This is a genomic window from Clostridium sp. Marseille-Q5894, from assembly GCF_946902305.1.
Classification (GTDB): Bacteria; Bacillota_I; Bacilli_A; order Erysipelotrichales; family Coprobacillaceae; genus Thomasclavelia.
The window spans coordinates 211,971-227,001 of the sequence record NZ_CAMPPT010000004.1; the positions used below are offsets into that span (position 1 = coordinate 211,971).

A 15,031-nucleotide genomic window follows, 5' to 3' on the forward strand; every position below is an offset into this window, starting at 1 on the left:
AAAACTCCTCCCTTCATACAAATATTGAATATATAATAATAAATATATCATACTTTTTTGAATTTAAAATGAATAATAGCACATCTAAAAATATCATATATCTATTATAAAAATAATCAAAAAACAAAAAATCCTTCCCAATGGAAGGATTTATTTTAACAGCTTTCTTTTCTGTTTACAAACACATAACCTGCTGCTATTAACATGATAGAACCATAAACACCTATTAAAGATGTATCCCCAGTTTGTGGTGCACTAGGCTGTGTAGGATCTTCTACTTGTTCAACATCAACATTTTCTTTTACAGAAACTTGTTTTGCAATCCAGTCAAATACTGAAATTCCACATTCATCACATTTAGATACATTATTATCAAAATATGTCCAAGACCAGTGACCATCATATTGATAAGGATTTCCATCTTCATCAAAATATAAACCAGTTGTATCAACGACATGTTCAGTTACAGAAACATGTAAATTACTTGCATTCATTGCTCTTAAGCGTTCAATAGTTGGAATTTCATGATCTACAGGTGGTACTGTAGTATCATCCAATGAGTAAATAAAGAACATTGGTAAATCTTTAACAGCTTCTAATTGTTCATCTGAAATAACTTTATCTGGAACCGCTTCACAGATTGCCACAATCGCATCATATTCATTTGGATAAGCCATAGCCATTAAGAATGTCATATATCCACCATTTGAACATCCTGCAATAACAACTTTACTAGCTCCAACTTCTTCTTTATAAGCATTAATTAGCTCATGTAATGATTCTTGATAATATGATGTACCGTCAGCTACGATATTTCCATCATTGAAATTGCTCTTTGTACCATCACTATCCATCCAATATGTCGGACATTGAGGAACTAATACATGAGCTCCTCCAACAGTACTTTGGAATTCTTCACCAGCTAAAGCAGTAACTTTATTCGCTAAAAGTGTTACATATGGATCAGTATTTGTAGTTCCACCTTCACCAATTCCGTGTAACCATACTACTAATGTATCAGATTCTTCTGCAGGTGAATATGATGCATATTTATAACTAATACCATCGCTTGCTTGAAAAGTAGCTTGTTTAAACATATCTGCAGCTGTTGATTTTTTAGTATATTCTTTATCAATATTAAATGATGTTACAACTTTACCATTTGAAGTAAGCGCTTTATCTTGGGCTAATTCAATCGTAAAATAATATGGGTTAGCATAATTATTATACAAATCAGGAATCGTAAATACTAAAGGTGAAGCAACAGTTGGACTAACTGATAAATCTAATGTTACATATTTTGATGATTCATCTACTTCATTTCCACTAGCATCACTTAAATATGCATCTTCAACAATACGTTCTTCATCTTTTTGTGCTAGAGGGATCGCTGTTTCTTGAGTTGTTTCTACAACTTTGAAAGTATCTGTAGAAACTTCATCTATTTCATGATCCAATGAAACAATAATTTGTTTAGTGGCACATCCCCAATCATACCCCTCAACATAAATACTATATGTACCATTGATTTCAACTTCTTCATCAGCGTGAACGATAGAAATTGTTGAAATGAACATAAAAGCACATACAAAACAACTTAAAATTTTCTTTATCATTTTCTTTTCCTCCTTATTTTTCGGTGTTATTTTAACATTTAAAAAGTTTTAATAAATGTTAAATCTTCACCTAATTGAGGTTATTTTCTCATCTTATCTCTATATTTAGCGGGTGTATAATTATATTTTTTTTTGAAAATTTGAGTAAATGATTTTAAATTGGGAAAACCATGTAGATATGAAATTTCAATAATTGAATATTCAGAAAATAATAGATCTTTACGAGCATTTTTTAAACGTACTGAATTGATATATTCTTTAACAGTCATATTTAAACTTGTTTTAAAATACTTTGATAAATATCCTGGAGATATGTGAAAATGATCTGCAATTTGACCAATTGATAAATCTTCATTATAATGCTCATCAATATATTTTGTTATTCTAATAATTCTTTTGTCATGTTCTGATTGAACCATAAAAGGATAGTCTTTGCGTTTACATAAGGTTTGAGCAAAAAGAATGTAAAGAAGATGTAAAATATAACTTTTTATTTCTATATCTTTAAAATTATTTTCATGTTCATAAGCAAGAATTATATGATAAATATCTTTTAAAACCTCATGTTGTGTTTGACGATCTGGTTGCATAAAATAATAATTATCGATCTCACTAAAATTCTGTTTAATAAAATCATAATTTATTTGCAATGCATATCCTTTATATATTTCTGTTTCCTCTGTATGCGCCATACCATGAATTTCTTGCGTATTAACAATATAAAAGGTCCCCTCTTTAACAATAATTTCTCTTGTATCTATATACAGCCTCAATTCCCCTAATATCGGCATTAAAATCTCAATACTATTATGCCAATGTTTTGCAGTCTTAGTAAGATGATCTTCAAAATATAAATCAATTAGTTTGATCGGTAAATCATAATCAAGCTCTATTTTCTCATACTGTATCATATTATCTCCTACTTTATTTTTATATTTCTTATTAAAAATATAACACAAAAATATATGATCAATCCAAACTTTTTTAATATTCAAGAAAAATAATAAGAGCATAGGATGATCTATGCTCTTAAATAAATAATTTTATTGATTTTCATTATTTTTCATATTTTTAAATGCTGTTGACAACATTAATTTAATTCGATTTAACTGATTAACTTCACTTGCCCCTGGATCATAATCAATTGCAACAATATTACTTTCAGGATAAGCCTTACGTAAAGCCTTGATTGCTCCTTTACCAGTAACGTGATTTGGTAAACAAGCAAATGGCTGCATACAAACAATATTTGGAGCTCCTGATTCTATTAATTCAATCATTTCACCAGTCAAAAACCAGCCTTCACCTGTTTGATTTCCAATTGAAACAATCGTACTTGCTTTATCAGCTAAATGTTTGATTGCAGCTGGTGGATCAAAACGTTTAGATTTCTTTAATGCTTTAATCATATCATGACGCAATAGATCCACAAACTTCATGGCAAGATTGCAAAGTCTAACTGCATTTTTAGATGCATGAAAATGCTTATTTTCAAAATCCGTACTATAAAAACAGTATTGGAAGAAATCAATTAGATCTGGCATTACAGCTTCGCCACCTTCACGCTCAATAATTTCAACAATTTCATTATTTGCAGTAGGATGGAATTTAACCAAAATCTCACCAACTAAACCAACTCGTGGTTTTTTTATGTCTAATATTGGTAATTCATCAAATTCTTTAACGATTTGATAAACATTTTTTCTAAAAGTAGAAATATTACCATTTTTTACATTTTCCTGACAACGTGTTACCCAAGATTCATATAATTCATTAGCACTATTAGCAACTGCTTCATATGGTCGAACACGATATAAAATTCTCATAAACAAATCACCATACATTGCCCCAATAATAACTTTTTTAGCTAATGGTAAGGTTATTTTGAAACCTGGATTATTTTCAAGTCCTTGTAAGTTAGCTGAAATTACCGGTACTTGCGGCATTCCTGCATCTTGTAAGGCTTTTCTAATAAAAGCGATATAGTTAGTTGCTCGACATCCCCCACCTGTTTGTGAAATAATTACTGCCGTTTTATCCAAATCATACTTACCACTCAATAATGCTTCCATAATTTGACCCGTTACTAAAATACTTGGGTAGCAAGCATCATTATTTACATATTTCAATCCTGCATCAACAGCTCCCTTATCAACCGAAGGCAAGACTACTAAGTTATAACCTGATTCTTGCATAGCTGTTTCAACAAACTGAAAATGTATAGGTGACATTTGTGGACATAGGATCGTATATCCTGATTCTTTCATTTCTTTTGTAAATGGAACTTTTAATGGTTGATATTTAGGATAAATTTGTTTTTTATTTTTAGCTTGTTTTTCAATCGTTGCTTTAAGTGAACGAATTCTAATTCTAATTGCCCCTAAATTACTACCTTCATCTATTTTTATTAGTGTATATATTTTATGACGAGCTTTTAAAATATCAGCTACTTGATCACTTGTTACAGCATCTAAACCACAACCAAATGAAGTAAGCTGAATCAATTCAAGATTAGGCTGAGTTGCGACAAATGACGCTGCCCGATATAGTCTTGAATGATAAGTCCATTGATCCACTACCCGCAACTGATCTAGATCCTTATCTAAATGACAAATACTATCTTCTGTTAATACCGCCATTCCTTCAGCAGTAATCAAATCAGCTAAACCATGATTAATTTCTGGATCAACATGGTATGGTCTTCCTGATAAAACAATTCCTGTTAAATTATTTTCTTTGATATATTTTAAAACTGTCTCCCCTTGTTCTTGGATATCTTTACGGCATTTTGCTAATTCATCATATGCTGCATTAATTGCTGCCTTTAATTCTTTATCATCAATACAAAATGCTTTTAATTCATTTTTTAAGTTATTAAATAATGTTTTTGGATTACTTAAATCCATAAATGGATTACGGAAGATTACTGAACTATCAGCTAAGTTATCAACATTATTTCGAATAACTTCTGGATATGATGTTACAACAGGACAGTTATAATGATTATTAGCATTATCAAATTCTTTTCGTTCATATGCTAAACTAGGATAAAAAATATATTTTACACCTTTTTCAATTAACGCTTCAATATGACCGTGAGCTAATTTTGCTGGATAGCAGACACTTTCAGAAGGAATCGATTCAATTCCTTTTTCATATATTGCTTTACTAGAACGTGGTGATAAAACTACACTAAAACCTAATTTAGTGAAAAAAGTATGCCAGAAAGGATAATTTTCATACATATTTAAGACACGAGGAATCCCAACTTTCCCTCTAATTGCCTGTTCTTTATTTAAAGAACGATAATTGAAGACCCGACGATATTTATAATCAAATAGATTTGGCAATTTCTTTGTAGATACAGGTATATTAGCACCTCGTTCACAACGATTACCGCTAATATATTCACTATTATCATTAAATGTAGATACTGTTAACATACAGTGATTTGTACATTTTTGACAATATCTTATTTCACTATGACAGCAAAACTGTTCTAATTCCTCTTTAGTTAGTAATGTTGTTGGTTGTCCTTGATAACTTTCTCGAGCTAATCGAGCGATTCCAAACGCTCCCATTAAACCAGCGATATCCGGACGAATTGCATTGACTCCAGATTCTTTTTCAAAAGCTCTTAAAACTGCTTCGTTATAAAAAGTTCCTCCCTGAACTAGAATACTATCACCTAAATCATCTTTACTTCTAAGCTTGATTACCTTGTATAAAGCATTTTTTATTACAGAATATGATAAACCAGCACTAATATCTTCAACTTTAGCCCCTTCTTTTTGAGCCTGTTTTACTTTAGAGTTCATAAAAACAGTACAACGGCTTCCAAGATCGATCGGTGCTTTAGAATTCAATGCTAAAGCAGCAAACTCACTTACTTCATAACCTAATGATTTTGCAAATGTTTCAATAAAAGATCCACATCCACTTGAACATGCTTCATTTAATAAAATATCTTGAATGATTCCATCTTTGATTTTAATGGCTTTCATATCTTGTCCACCAATATCTAAGATAAAGCTAACATCTTTTTTAAAATATGTAGCAGCTTTGTAGTGAGCCATAGTTTCAACTTCACTCATATCAATTTTCATCGCTGCTTTAATCAAAGCCTCACCATATCCTGTTACACCACTATATACTAATTTTACTTTTGGAGGCAAAAGATCATATATTTCTTTTATAATCTTAACAACAACGTTTAATGGATTTCCTTCATTAGAATCATAAAATGAATATAATAATGAATCGTTATCATCGATCAATACCGCTTTAGTTGTCGTTGATCCAACATCAAGTCCTAAATATACATTACCAATATAACTTTTAAGATCATTTTTTCTAACTTTATCAATATAATGACGATGTCTAAATTCATTCCTATCATCATCATCTACAAATAATGCTGGTAATGTATTTTCATTAGCTAACATACTATCATCAATATTTTCTAATTTATTAATCAGCGTTTCAATATCCGTTATACTTGTTTCTTCCTTAGCTAATAACGTTGCTCCCATCGCAACAAATAATTGTGAATTATCAGGAAAAATGATATCTTCATCTTTAAGATTTAAAGTTTCTATAAAACGCTGTCTTAGCTGATCCAAGAAAAATAATGGTCCACCTAAAAACGCAACTTTACCCCTTATTGGTTTTCCACAAGCCAAACCACTAATCGTTTGATTAACTACAGCTTGAAAAATAGAAATAGCGATATCTTCTTTGTTGGCACCTTCATTGATCAAAGGCTGTACATCTGTTTTGGCAAACACTCCACAACGTGAAGCGATCGGATAAATCATCTGATAATTTTTTGCTAATTCATTAAGTCCCTTAGCATCAGTTTGTAATAACGATGCCATCTGATCGATAAAAGCTCCTGTCCCGCCTGCACAAGTACCATTCATTCTCTGTTCCAAAGAACCTTGGAAATAAGTAATCTTAGCATCTTCTCCACCTAACTCAATAGCCACATCGCATTCAGGTATATATGTTTCGATTGTTTTAGTACATGCTATTACTTCTTGAACAAATTTAATATCTAAATATTCAGAAAGCGACAATCCTCCAGATCCGGTCATTACAGCAGTTATTTTAAGATTACCAAATTTTGCTAATACTTCATTTATTAATGTTTTAATTGTAGCCTGTATATCTGAATAATGCCGCTCATACTTTGAATAAATACATTCATCATCTTGATCTGTAATATAAATTTTTATCGTAGTTGACCCAACGTCAATTCCCATGTAATAATTCTTTTCCATTTTGTTCTCCTACTCTAAATTCTTTTTTATCTTACTCATTAATCTTATTAAATCATTGATTTCCTGTTCATCTAAATCTTTAACTAATATTTTCTCAAGCTTTTGAATATGTGCTTCTAAAGTATTACTAAATTCATAAGCTTTATTAGTTAATACAATTTGTTTTAATCTAGCATCATAACCAACGTTGACTCTTTCAATATATCCATTACTTTCCAAACATTGTAACAATCTTGTTGCACTTGAACGACGAATATTAAATGTAATTTCAATATCTTTTTGAAAAATATCTTTATTTTGATGTTCACAAAGATATCCCAAAACTAGTCCTTGCGGCCCAGTTAAATTGTTATGTTCTTTACTAAAGCCAATCTCATTTAAACAACGACTGATCATATTTGCTAAAATTCTTATTTCCATTCCGATATGTTTTTCATCCATCATTTTTCTCCAACTTTGTTAGTTTGCTAACATTATATACTAATGTCGAAAGATGTCAACTTTTATGCTTTCATAATATAAAGAAAAATGTAAATGTTTTAAACAAGATCAATTAAAAAAAGATTCAAATCTTTTAAATAGATTTGAATTCATTTTAATCATTATTTGAAATTTTATAAAAATATCGACAAGTGCCTATCATGACTGCACTTTTCATCAATTCAGTATTTACCCATAGCGCTAAATCATAAAAACTTCGATTTGAAAAAGGCCATTTAGTATATTGCTTTGATTGTAATTGCTCAAGGGTCAAACCAGATAATTTTTTGATCCACTGATCATGTAGATAATCGACTTCTTCAATACTCTGCTTTACACTTCCTGACCACTGAACATCTTCTATATTTAACTTACCCTCACCAAACGAATGATCTAGAACCTTCCGCCACCAATAAATAGTATACCATATCATCCATGCTGCACTAGCTGATTCATGATATTTATCATTTTGCGAATGATCTACTTGCCATTTTCCATTTAAAAATTGAATCTGTAGACCATTTTGTTCTTTACACCATAAAGCTTCATCATCCGTTAAATCTTTAACATGATCTAAAAATAGCTTCCAGCTAATATCTAATTGAAATAAAATATTTTCTACGCGCATTCTTTTCTCCCTAATCATTACTAAACTTTTCCAATGACTCATTTTTATTTTCTATAATATTTTGATATGTAAATAGGTATCCTAAAAAACACCAGGCTAATGTTGCTGATAAAGAATATATATAGAACACTCCATAATCAGACAATCCACCTATAAATTCACTTAAAACAATCATTACAAACATCTGAATAATGAAATATATTTCTTTACCATGACTTTTTTTCAAAACATTAAAACACATTAAAACACATTTAATAAAAAATATTACAAACAAAATAAACCCTATTAATCCTGTCGTTACTAACGCCTCAAGAAAAACATTATGACTATGAACAACCTGAACTGCCCAATATTCAATAACATCTGTTTCCTGGCTTCCAATTTTTTTAAAATTATTAGCGCCAATCCCAATCAAAGGCTCATCATGCCATATTTCTAACGCTGTTTTAGTCAATGAAATCCGTCCATTAGAAACCTCATCAATTATTGTCAACCCTTTATTAAAATCATCAATATTACCAGATATTAATAAGCGCCCTGCTTCTTTGATTTTATCCATTTGAAAACGACTTGTCTCTTTTGAAGCAATTCCTTGCACCTGCGGTACGATCTCTACAAGCTGTTGACCAAGTAAACTTGCTGATACAATTACTGCTACTAAACCAGATACTAACATCAATCTTTTAAACAGAGTATATGGTCTTCGTCGAATTAAAAAATAGTAGCCGACCATGATAATTATAACAACTAAAATTATTAATGCTACACGACATTTTGTCAAAAGAATATAAACAATTTGTATCCCTATGTTGATTAAATACCAGAATTTACCTCGAAACTTCTCTCTTACAGCAATTAGTGCCAATACAATTGTAATGCACGCTAAAAAAGCTGCTGGATTACAATTAAAATAAATACCAAACAAACGACTTCCAACCATTCCTAGAGTCCAGCCATTAGCTAGGCTAGAAAAATGAACTATATACATTCCAATTGAAATTATTGATGCTAATCCAACCAAAACATTAACAAGAGGAATAATCGCTTTTACTTCATCAACAATATTTTTTTTGGTCATTGACCGAGGATTATTAAAAACTAAGAAATATATAACTAACTGCATGATTGCAATTACATATGAATTTAAATCACTATAACTGTTTTTTAATGTTGCAATCAACAATACAATTCCTTGAATCATCATCAAGATACTGTAATTATTTTTTATTCCAAATTCTTTTTTATAAATATCATGGATAACAATTATAACTGCCCACAATAATAATGGTAAAAACAAATAATTAATTTCAATACCAAAATAACCTAAAGCCAGAGTATTGATAAACATATATATAATAAAACATAATTTATAGTACTTGCGATTAAAAACCATTTTCTTTTCTCTCCAATTTATTAATCTTATTATACCATTATTATAAAAAAATAAAATAAAAAAGGAGCTCGAATATTAAGCCCCTAATGTGTTAATCCCTTCAATTCACTATCTTTAATTTCTTTGCCCTCTTCAACTTTATTAATCAATTCACGAACTCTTTCGATATGGCTTTCAAAAGGCTTCATAACATCAGATTTAGTTCCATACATTGAATATGTCTCATAGCAGTCATAGTATTCACCCTCAATTTGAACATTTATAATATTCCAATCAGCCATATCATTAAGCTGCATATTCAATAATGAGCGAATTTCATCACTTGACATGTCAGTTTCAAAAGTACCTTCAAGAGCACTTAATACATTATCAAAATTAGTAATGATCTTTGGTGATAAGGCCTTATCCATCAATGCTTTCAAAACTTTCTGTTGATTTCGTCCTCTTGCAAAATCACCTAATTTCAAATGTTTACGCTCTCTTACAAAGCATAATGCTTTATCTCCATCCATTTCATTTAAACCTTCAGTAATATGATAGTTACCATGTAATGTGATAAAATCTTCATCCGATTCCACCGTTATACCGCCTAGAGCATCAACTATATTAGTCATTCCACTGAAATTCGTTCGGACAAAATAATTGATATCCATATCCAACAAATCTTGAATTGTATTAATCGTTTCGCTTGTCCCAAAATTACCAGTATGTGTCAGTTTATCCAATTTCCCATTTGAATGTAACTCTATTTCACAATCACGAGGTATACTTGTCATTAAGATCTGCTTAGTTTTAGGGTTGACAGTAACGATTAGATTAACATCGCTACGAGATACAGTTTTTAAGCTGCCATAAACATCAATTCCAGTAACATAAACTGAAAATGGCTTTTCTGTTACATCTGTTTTCTTTGTAGTTACTTCTAATTTAGCATCATAGGTATATGAAGTAATAACTTTAGTTTCATCATTAAAAGCTTCATGATTAACTTGTAACATACTTCGATATTGCTCACCAGCAACGATACAGTCGACTTCTCCACTGTATAAAGCATCCGCTAATTCTATATAATTATCATACTTTTGATATTCTTGTTCACCTATTTCATCTTCCATGTCGGCTAGAGCAGTTGTTAGAGTTGTTGAATCCTTTTCATAAGTTACACCAAATTTTTTTCCACTTAAAGTCTTTTTAGTAATATCACTATCTTTTAAAGCAATTACAGAAATTACATATTGTTGTCCTGTAGCATCACTTACTTTATCGATGAATCTATCACCACGTGAAATCATCGTACAGCCAATTACTAAAACGATACTAATTAATAAACTAATAACTTTCGTAATCCCACTTCTTTTACTTACAGGATCCTTTTTTTCCCCACTATAAATAATTCCAAAAAAACCGCACAATAATATCAATAATCCAGCTATAATTCCAATTAGATACTTTGTCGGAACTAAATTAAGTTTAAAGATAAAATAAACAACAGTTATTGAAATAATTAACTGAATCCCTAAAATAAAATACTTTGATGTTAAAAATCTTAAAAACTTATTATTTCTCATTTGTCTACCTCAACTCCTTATTAGTTTACCCTATGATACCTAAAATATCCAAATTCGTCAAATAATAACAAAATAATCCTTATTTAGCTAAACTTTTTAATCACAAATTCTTTTTACTACTTCATTCCTTATATAATTTTCAAATAAAACGCATCTAAAAAAGCATAGGCGTAACCCGTCTATGCTTTTACTCATCCATCTTTTCAACTGTTGGATCAATTCCTGCTTTATCTAATACAGCATGAACAACATTTCTTTTACCACTTTCACTACCTTGAGAAGTACAAGTTGATAAAGTAATTACTGGATTTGATAAAGATTGATCAAAATCAACATTAATACTGCTCGTTTTTAACATTTCCTGATAAAAAGACTGAATATCAGTTACCGAAGTATTATATAGAACACTTTTTTCAGGAATAATATGTGCTGCCACTACCTTATATCTGCTTACAGTACCATCTGGTAAATAAATATATATATATGGATGTTCATTTGCAAAATCTTGGTCGGTATATGACTTGATATTATTAAACATCGAACCATTTTTCATATTATGACCATAAATAACTGTGTTTAAATCTGCAAACGGATTTTCATTTTCACTTGCAATAAAAATAGAACCAGCTCTAAATTCTTTTTTATCAATATCACTATGAATATAAGTATCATTAGTCTCTCCTTGTAAAATTGGATAACTAACTTTCGTATCAGGGATATCGATCCACCCTTTAACATCAGGATTTCTTTTTAAAAGAGCATCGAAATCAATTTTTTTATATGATCCTTGTTCTGTTGTTTCTTCTGTTACATATGTCTCTTCGATTTTTTTATTACTATCATCCATCTGTTTATATTCTAGTAAAATTGATGCCAAATTATAAGCACTATAACAAAATACACAAACACATACTAATAAAATGATTTTTCTAATTAAATCCTTAAATCCGGTTGGCTTTATTCTTTCAACAAAGCTCTTTTTTTCTCTAGCCATTATACATTAAACTTAAACAACATGATATCGCCATCTTGACCAACATATTGTTTTCCTTCCTGTCGAATCTTACCAGCTTCTTTTAATGCATGTTCACTGCCATATTCAACCAAATCTTCAAAACTATAAGTTTCTGCTTTTATAAATCCTCTTTGGAAATCACTATGAATGATTCCTGCCATCTCTGGAGCACACATTCCTTCTTTAAAAGTCCATGCTCTTACTTCTTGTACTCCTGCTGTAAAAAATGTTCTTAGACCTAATAACTTATAAGCTTCTTTAATTAGTTTATCTAAACCACTTTCTTCTATTCCTAAATCTTGTAAAAACAGATCTTTATCTTCCTTTTCCATTCCTACCAATTCACTTTCAATCTTAGCACAAATCGGTACTACATCTGCACCTTCACTAGATGCAAATTCAACTACTTTATTGTAGTGCGGATTACTCTTTGGATCCTCTAAATCTTCTTCTCCTAGATTTGCTACATAGATAATTGGTTTCATCGTAAGCAAAGTATATTGTCTTACAATTGCCATTTCTTCTTTTGAAAAATCAATTGTTCTAGCTGATTTATTAGCTTCAAGCGCTGCTTTTAATTTTTCTAAAATCGCAATTTCAATTTTTGCATCTTTATCTCCTGACTGAGCCTTTTTACCTAAACGGCCAATTCTTCTTTCAACCGTTTCCAAATCTGCAAAAATAAGTTCTAAATTAATAGTTTCAATATCTCTGATAGGATCCACATCACCATCTACATGAGTTACATCTTTATCTCTAAAACATCTTACTACCTCGCAGATAGCGTCAGTTTCTCTGATATTCCCTAAAAACTTATTTCCTAAACCTTCACCTCTACTAGCCCCTTTTACAAGACCAGCAATATCTGTAAATCCAAATGTTGTGGGAACTGTTTTTTTAGGATTGATCATTTCTGTTAATTTATCTAATCGATAATCAGGTACCTCAACTACTCCTACATTAGGATCAATTGTTGCAAACGGATAATTTGCAGCTTCTACTTGTGCATTTGTTATTGCATTAAATAATGTAGATTTACCAACGTTTGGTAATCCAACAATTCCTGCTGTTAATGCCATCTATATCACTCCATTCATATGCTCTTATATTCTACTTAATCTATTGTAAAAAAGCAAGTTTGTTTATTTTATTATAAAATTTCATCATCTTTCCTGCAATGTCTAAAATAATTTATTGTAATTATTTTTCTTTTTATTTCCTATTTTTTAATATATACTTGATATAACGATTACCGTTATATCAAATAAGAAAAGAGGAAAATAATGTTTAATCAAATTGATATTCATGGTTGTACAACTAATGAAGCAAAAGTTAAATTAGATAATTATTTAAACAGTCTTAATCCTTTGATCAATGAAGTCACAGTCATTCATGGCTATTCAAGTAAGATTTTACAAAACTATGTAAGAAAACAATATAAACATAAAAAAATACTTCGTAAAATTCTAACTATGAATGATGGCACAACTATTTTAATCTTAAAAAGATAAGGAGTTATCATGGAACTATTTTATCAAAATATGTTACAACAAATTCGTAACCATCCAATTTTAGAAAATACAATTATTAACTTTACTAAATATATTCCAATCATTACTTTTATCATTTATCCTAGTATTTTAATTTATTTATTTATAACAAAAAGCACACTATTACTTGCAACAATAATAAAACCTTTAGTCTCTTTTATTATTGTTACTATTTTTAGAAAGATCATAAATCGTAAACGTCCTTATGAAGCTATGAATATCAAGCCCCTATTAATGCATAAAGCTGGTGAATCTTTTCCTAGTCGCCATACTGTTAGTGCATTTGCTATTGCTTTAGCCTGTATAAATGTGTATCTGCCTTTAGGTATCATAATGCTTATTTTAGCGTTTATCGTTAGTTTTTCTAGAATCTTATGTGGTGTTCATTATATAAGTGATGTAATTTGTGCAATTTTAATTGCTATTTTTGTAGCTATTTTATAATAATATGAGGTACAATAGAATTATAGCGAGGTAATATAAATGAAAAGTAATTTAAATGTTTGGCAAGAATTATATACAGTTATCCAACAGTGGAACGAAATAAAACCATGGACGTATATTGGAAGTAATGACTGGATCAAAATAAGTTTTGAAAATGAAGATAGTTTTTACTGCTCTATTATGGGACAAATGAATGACTGTATTGGTATTTCAATCTACACAGGTGATGAAGGTTATAGTGACTTGATGTCTATTACTGCTGAGCCTATCGACAAATCAGTAACAAAATATTTAATGTACGATCAAACGTGTTTAACTTTCTATATGGGAGATCGTGAAGAAGTTCCTACTCAACAAAAAAAGATCATTAAAGAATTGGGGTTAAAATTTCGCGGCCGTGGTAATTGGCCATATTTTATATCTTATAAGAAAAGATATTTTCCATATCATATCAATGATGAACAAGCGCAGATTTTCATTAAAGTAATCAAAAAGTTAATCGAAATCGTAACAGCCTATGCTAATCATGAAATTGATATTAAATTTAATGAAGAAGAAATTATTAACGCTTATCAAAGTAATGGTCAATGGTTCTATGAACCTTTATGTTTACCTGAGGCATTTGATAAATTCACTCCAATTGAAATAGATGATGAAGAGATTTTACAACAAATCCATTCGGCATCTGACAATAATCATGGTCTTATTATGGATTTAACATATTTAAATATTTCTATCTCTGATAAGAGTTATCCGCGACCAATTAATTCATTGTTGTTTATCGTTCTTGATGAAGAATCGCAAATGATTCTCGGAACTCATTTACTTGATCCTGAAGATGATGAAATTAGTTTAGTCTTATCGTTTTTAGTAGACTATATTTTAAAAACTGGAAAGCCTAGTCGTCTTTTTGTTCGAAATCCAATTATTTGGGCGGCAGTGGTAGATATTTGTGAAAAAATTGATATTGAATTAATTGTAACTCCATTACAAATGGTTGATTCGATCACAGAAGATATGGTTACTGCTTTAAACAAATAACATGATAGTTAAAT

General features: G+C 30.0%; 12 protein-coding genes. 3 read left to right on the forward strand and 9 right to left on the reverse strand.

Features of this window, described 5'->3' with window-relative positions; translation table 11 throughout:
* Positions 1 to 155 precede the first annotated feature (155 nt).
* The 9 genes from OC535_RS08140 to ychF all read right to left on the reverse strand — a co-directional run bounded on the left by OC535_RS08140 (position 156) and on the right by ychF (position 13,061).
* Positions 156 to 1,616 (reverse strand): hypothetical protein, encoded by a 1,461-nt coding sequence (locus OC535_RS08140; protein WP_227053614.1) that lies wholly within the window; start codon positions 1,614 to 1,616, stop codon positions 156 to 158.
* 80 nt (positions 1,617 to 1,696) lie between these two features.
* Positions 1,697 to 2,527 (reverse strand): helix-turn-helix transcriptional regulator, encoded by an 831-nt coding sequence (locus tag OC535_RS08145; RefSeq protein ID WP_227053615.1) that lies wholly within the window; start codon positions 2,525 to 2,527, stop codon positions 1,697 to 1,699.
* Between the two features lie 132 nt (positions 2,528 to 2,659).
* On the reverse strand, positions 2,660 to 6,898 hold the full coding sequence (locus OC535_RS08150; RefSeq protein WP_498823553.1) for an acyl-CoA dehydratase activase-related protein: 4,239 nt from the start codon (positions 6,896 to 6,898) through the stop codon (positions 2,660 to 2,662).
* Positions 6,899 to 6,907: 9 nt separating this feature from the next.
* A complete protein-coding gene (locus tag OC535_RS08155) occupies positions 6,908 to 7,339 on the reverse strand; it encodes a MarR family winged helix-turn-helix transcriptional regulator (RefSeq protein WP_227053617.1) in 432 nt (143 codons plus the stop codon).
* A 154-nt stretch (positions 7,340 to 7,493) separates the two neighbouring features.
* Complete coding sequence (locus OC535_RS08160; protein WP_227053618.1) at positions 7,494 to 8,006, reverse strand: DinB family protein; 513 nt, start codon at positions 8,004 to 8,006, stop codon at positions 7,494 to 7,496.
* Between the two features lie 10 nt (positions 8,007 to 8,016).
* A complete protein-coding gene (locus OC535_RS08165; protein WP_024722325.1) occupies positions 8,017 to 9,399 on the reverse strand; it encodes an O-antigen ligase family protein in 1,383 nt (460 codons plus the stop codon).
* Positions 9,400 to 9,482: 83 nt separating this feature from the next.
* A complete protein-coding gene (locus tag OC535_RS08170) occupies positions 9,483 to 10,967 on the reverse strand; it encodes an LCP family protein (RefSeq protein WP_227053619.1) in 1,485 nt (494 codons plus the stop codon).
* Positions 10,968 to 11,154: 187 nt separating this feature from the next.
* Positions 11,155 to 11,961, reverse strand: a complete 807-nt coding sequence (srtB, locus tag OC535_RS08175; RefSeq protein WP_024722323.1) for a class B sortase — start codon at positions 11,959 to 11,961, stop codon at positions 11,155 to 11,157.
* Positions 11,961 to 13,061 carry a redox-regulated ATPase YchF gene (gene ychF, locus OC535_RS08180; protein ID WP_498823554.1) on the reverse strand — a complete coding sequence of 367 codons (1,101 nt, stop codon included), beginning with the start codon at positions 13,059 to 13,061 and terminating at the stop codon, positions 11,961 to 11,963. Before ychF ends, srtB begins: the two co-directional genes overlap by 1 nt.
* Before the next feature lie 204 nt (positions 13,062 to 13,265).
* Here ychF and OC535_RS08185 point away from each other — a divergent pair, with 204 nt between their 5' ends.
* From OC535_RS08185 to OC535_RS08195, 3 genes are read left to right on the forward strand one after another with little or no spacing between them, the layout of a single operon-like run.
* A complete protein-coding gene (locus OC535_RS08185) occupies positions 13,266 to 13,493 on the forward strand; it encodes a Smr/MutS family protein (protein WP_024722322.1) in 228 nt (75 codons plus the stop codon).
* Between the two features lie 9 nt (positions 13,494 to 13,502).
* Positions 13,503 to 13,976 carry a phosphatase PAP2 family protein gene (locus OC535_RS08190; RefSeq protein ID WP_227052770.1) on the forward strand — a complete coding sequence of 158 codons (474 nt, stop codon included), beginning with the start codon at positions 13,503 to 13,505 and terminating at the stop codon, positions 13,974 to 13,976.
* 39 nt (positions 13,977 to 14,015) lie between these two features.
* Positions 14,016 to 15,017 carry a DUF7309 domain-containing protein gene (locus tag OC535_RS08195; protein WP_024722320.1) on the forward strand — a complete coding sequence of 334 codons (1,002 nt, stop codon included), beginning with the start codon at positions 14,016 to 14,018 and terminating at the stop codon, positions 15,015 to 15,017.
* The last annotated feature ends 14 nt before the right edge of the window (positions 15,018 to 15,031 follow it).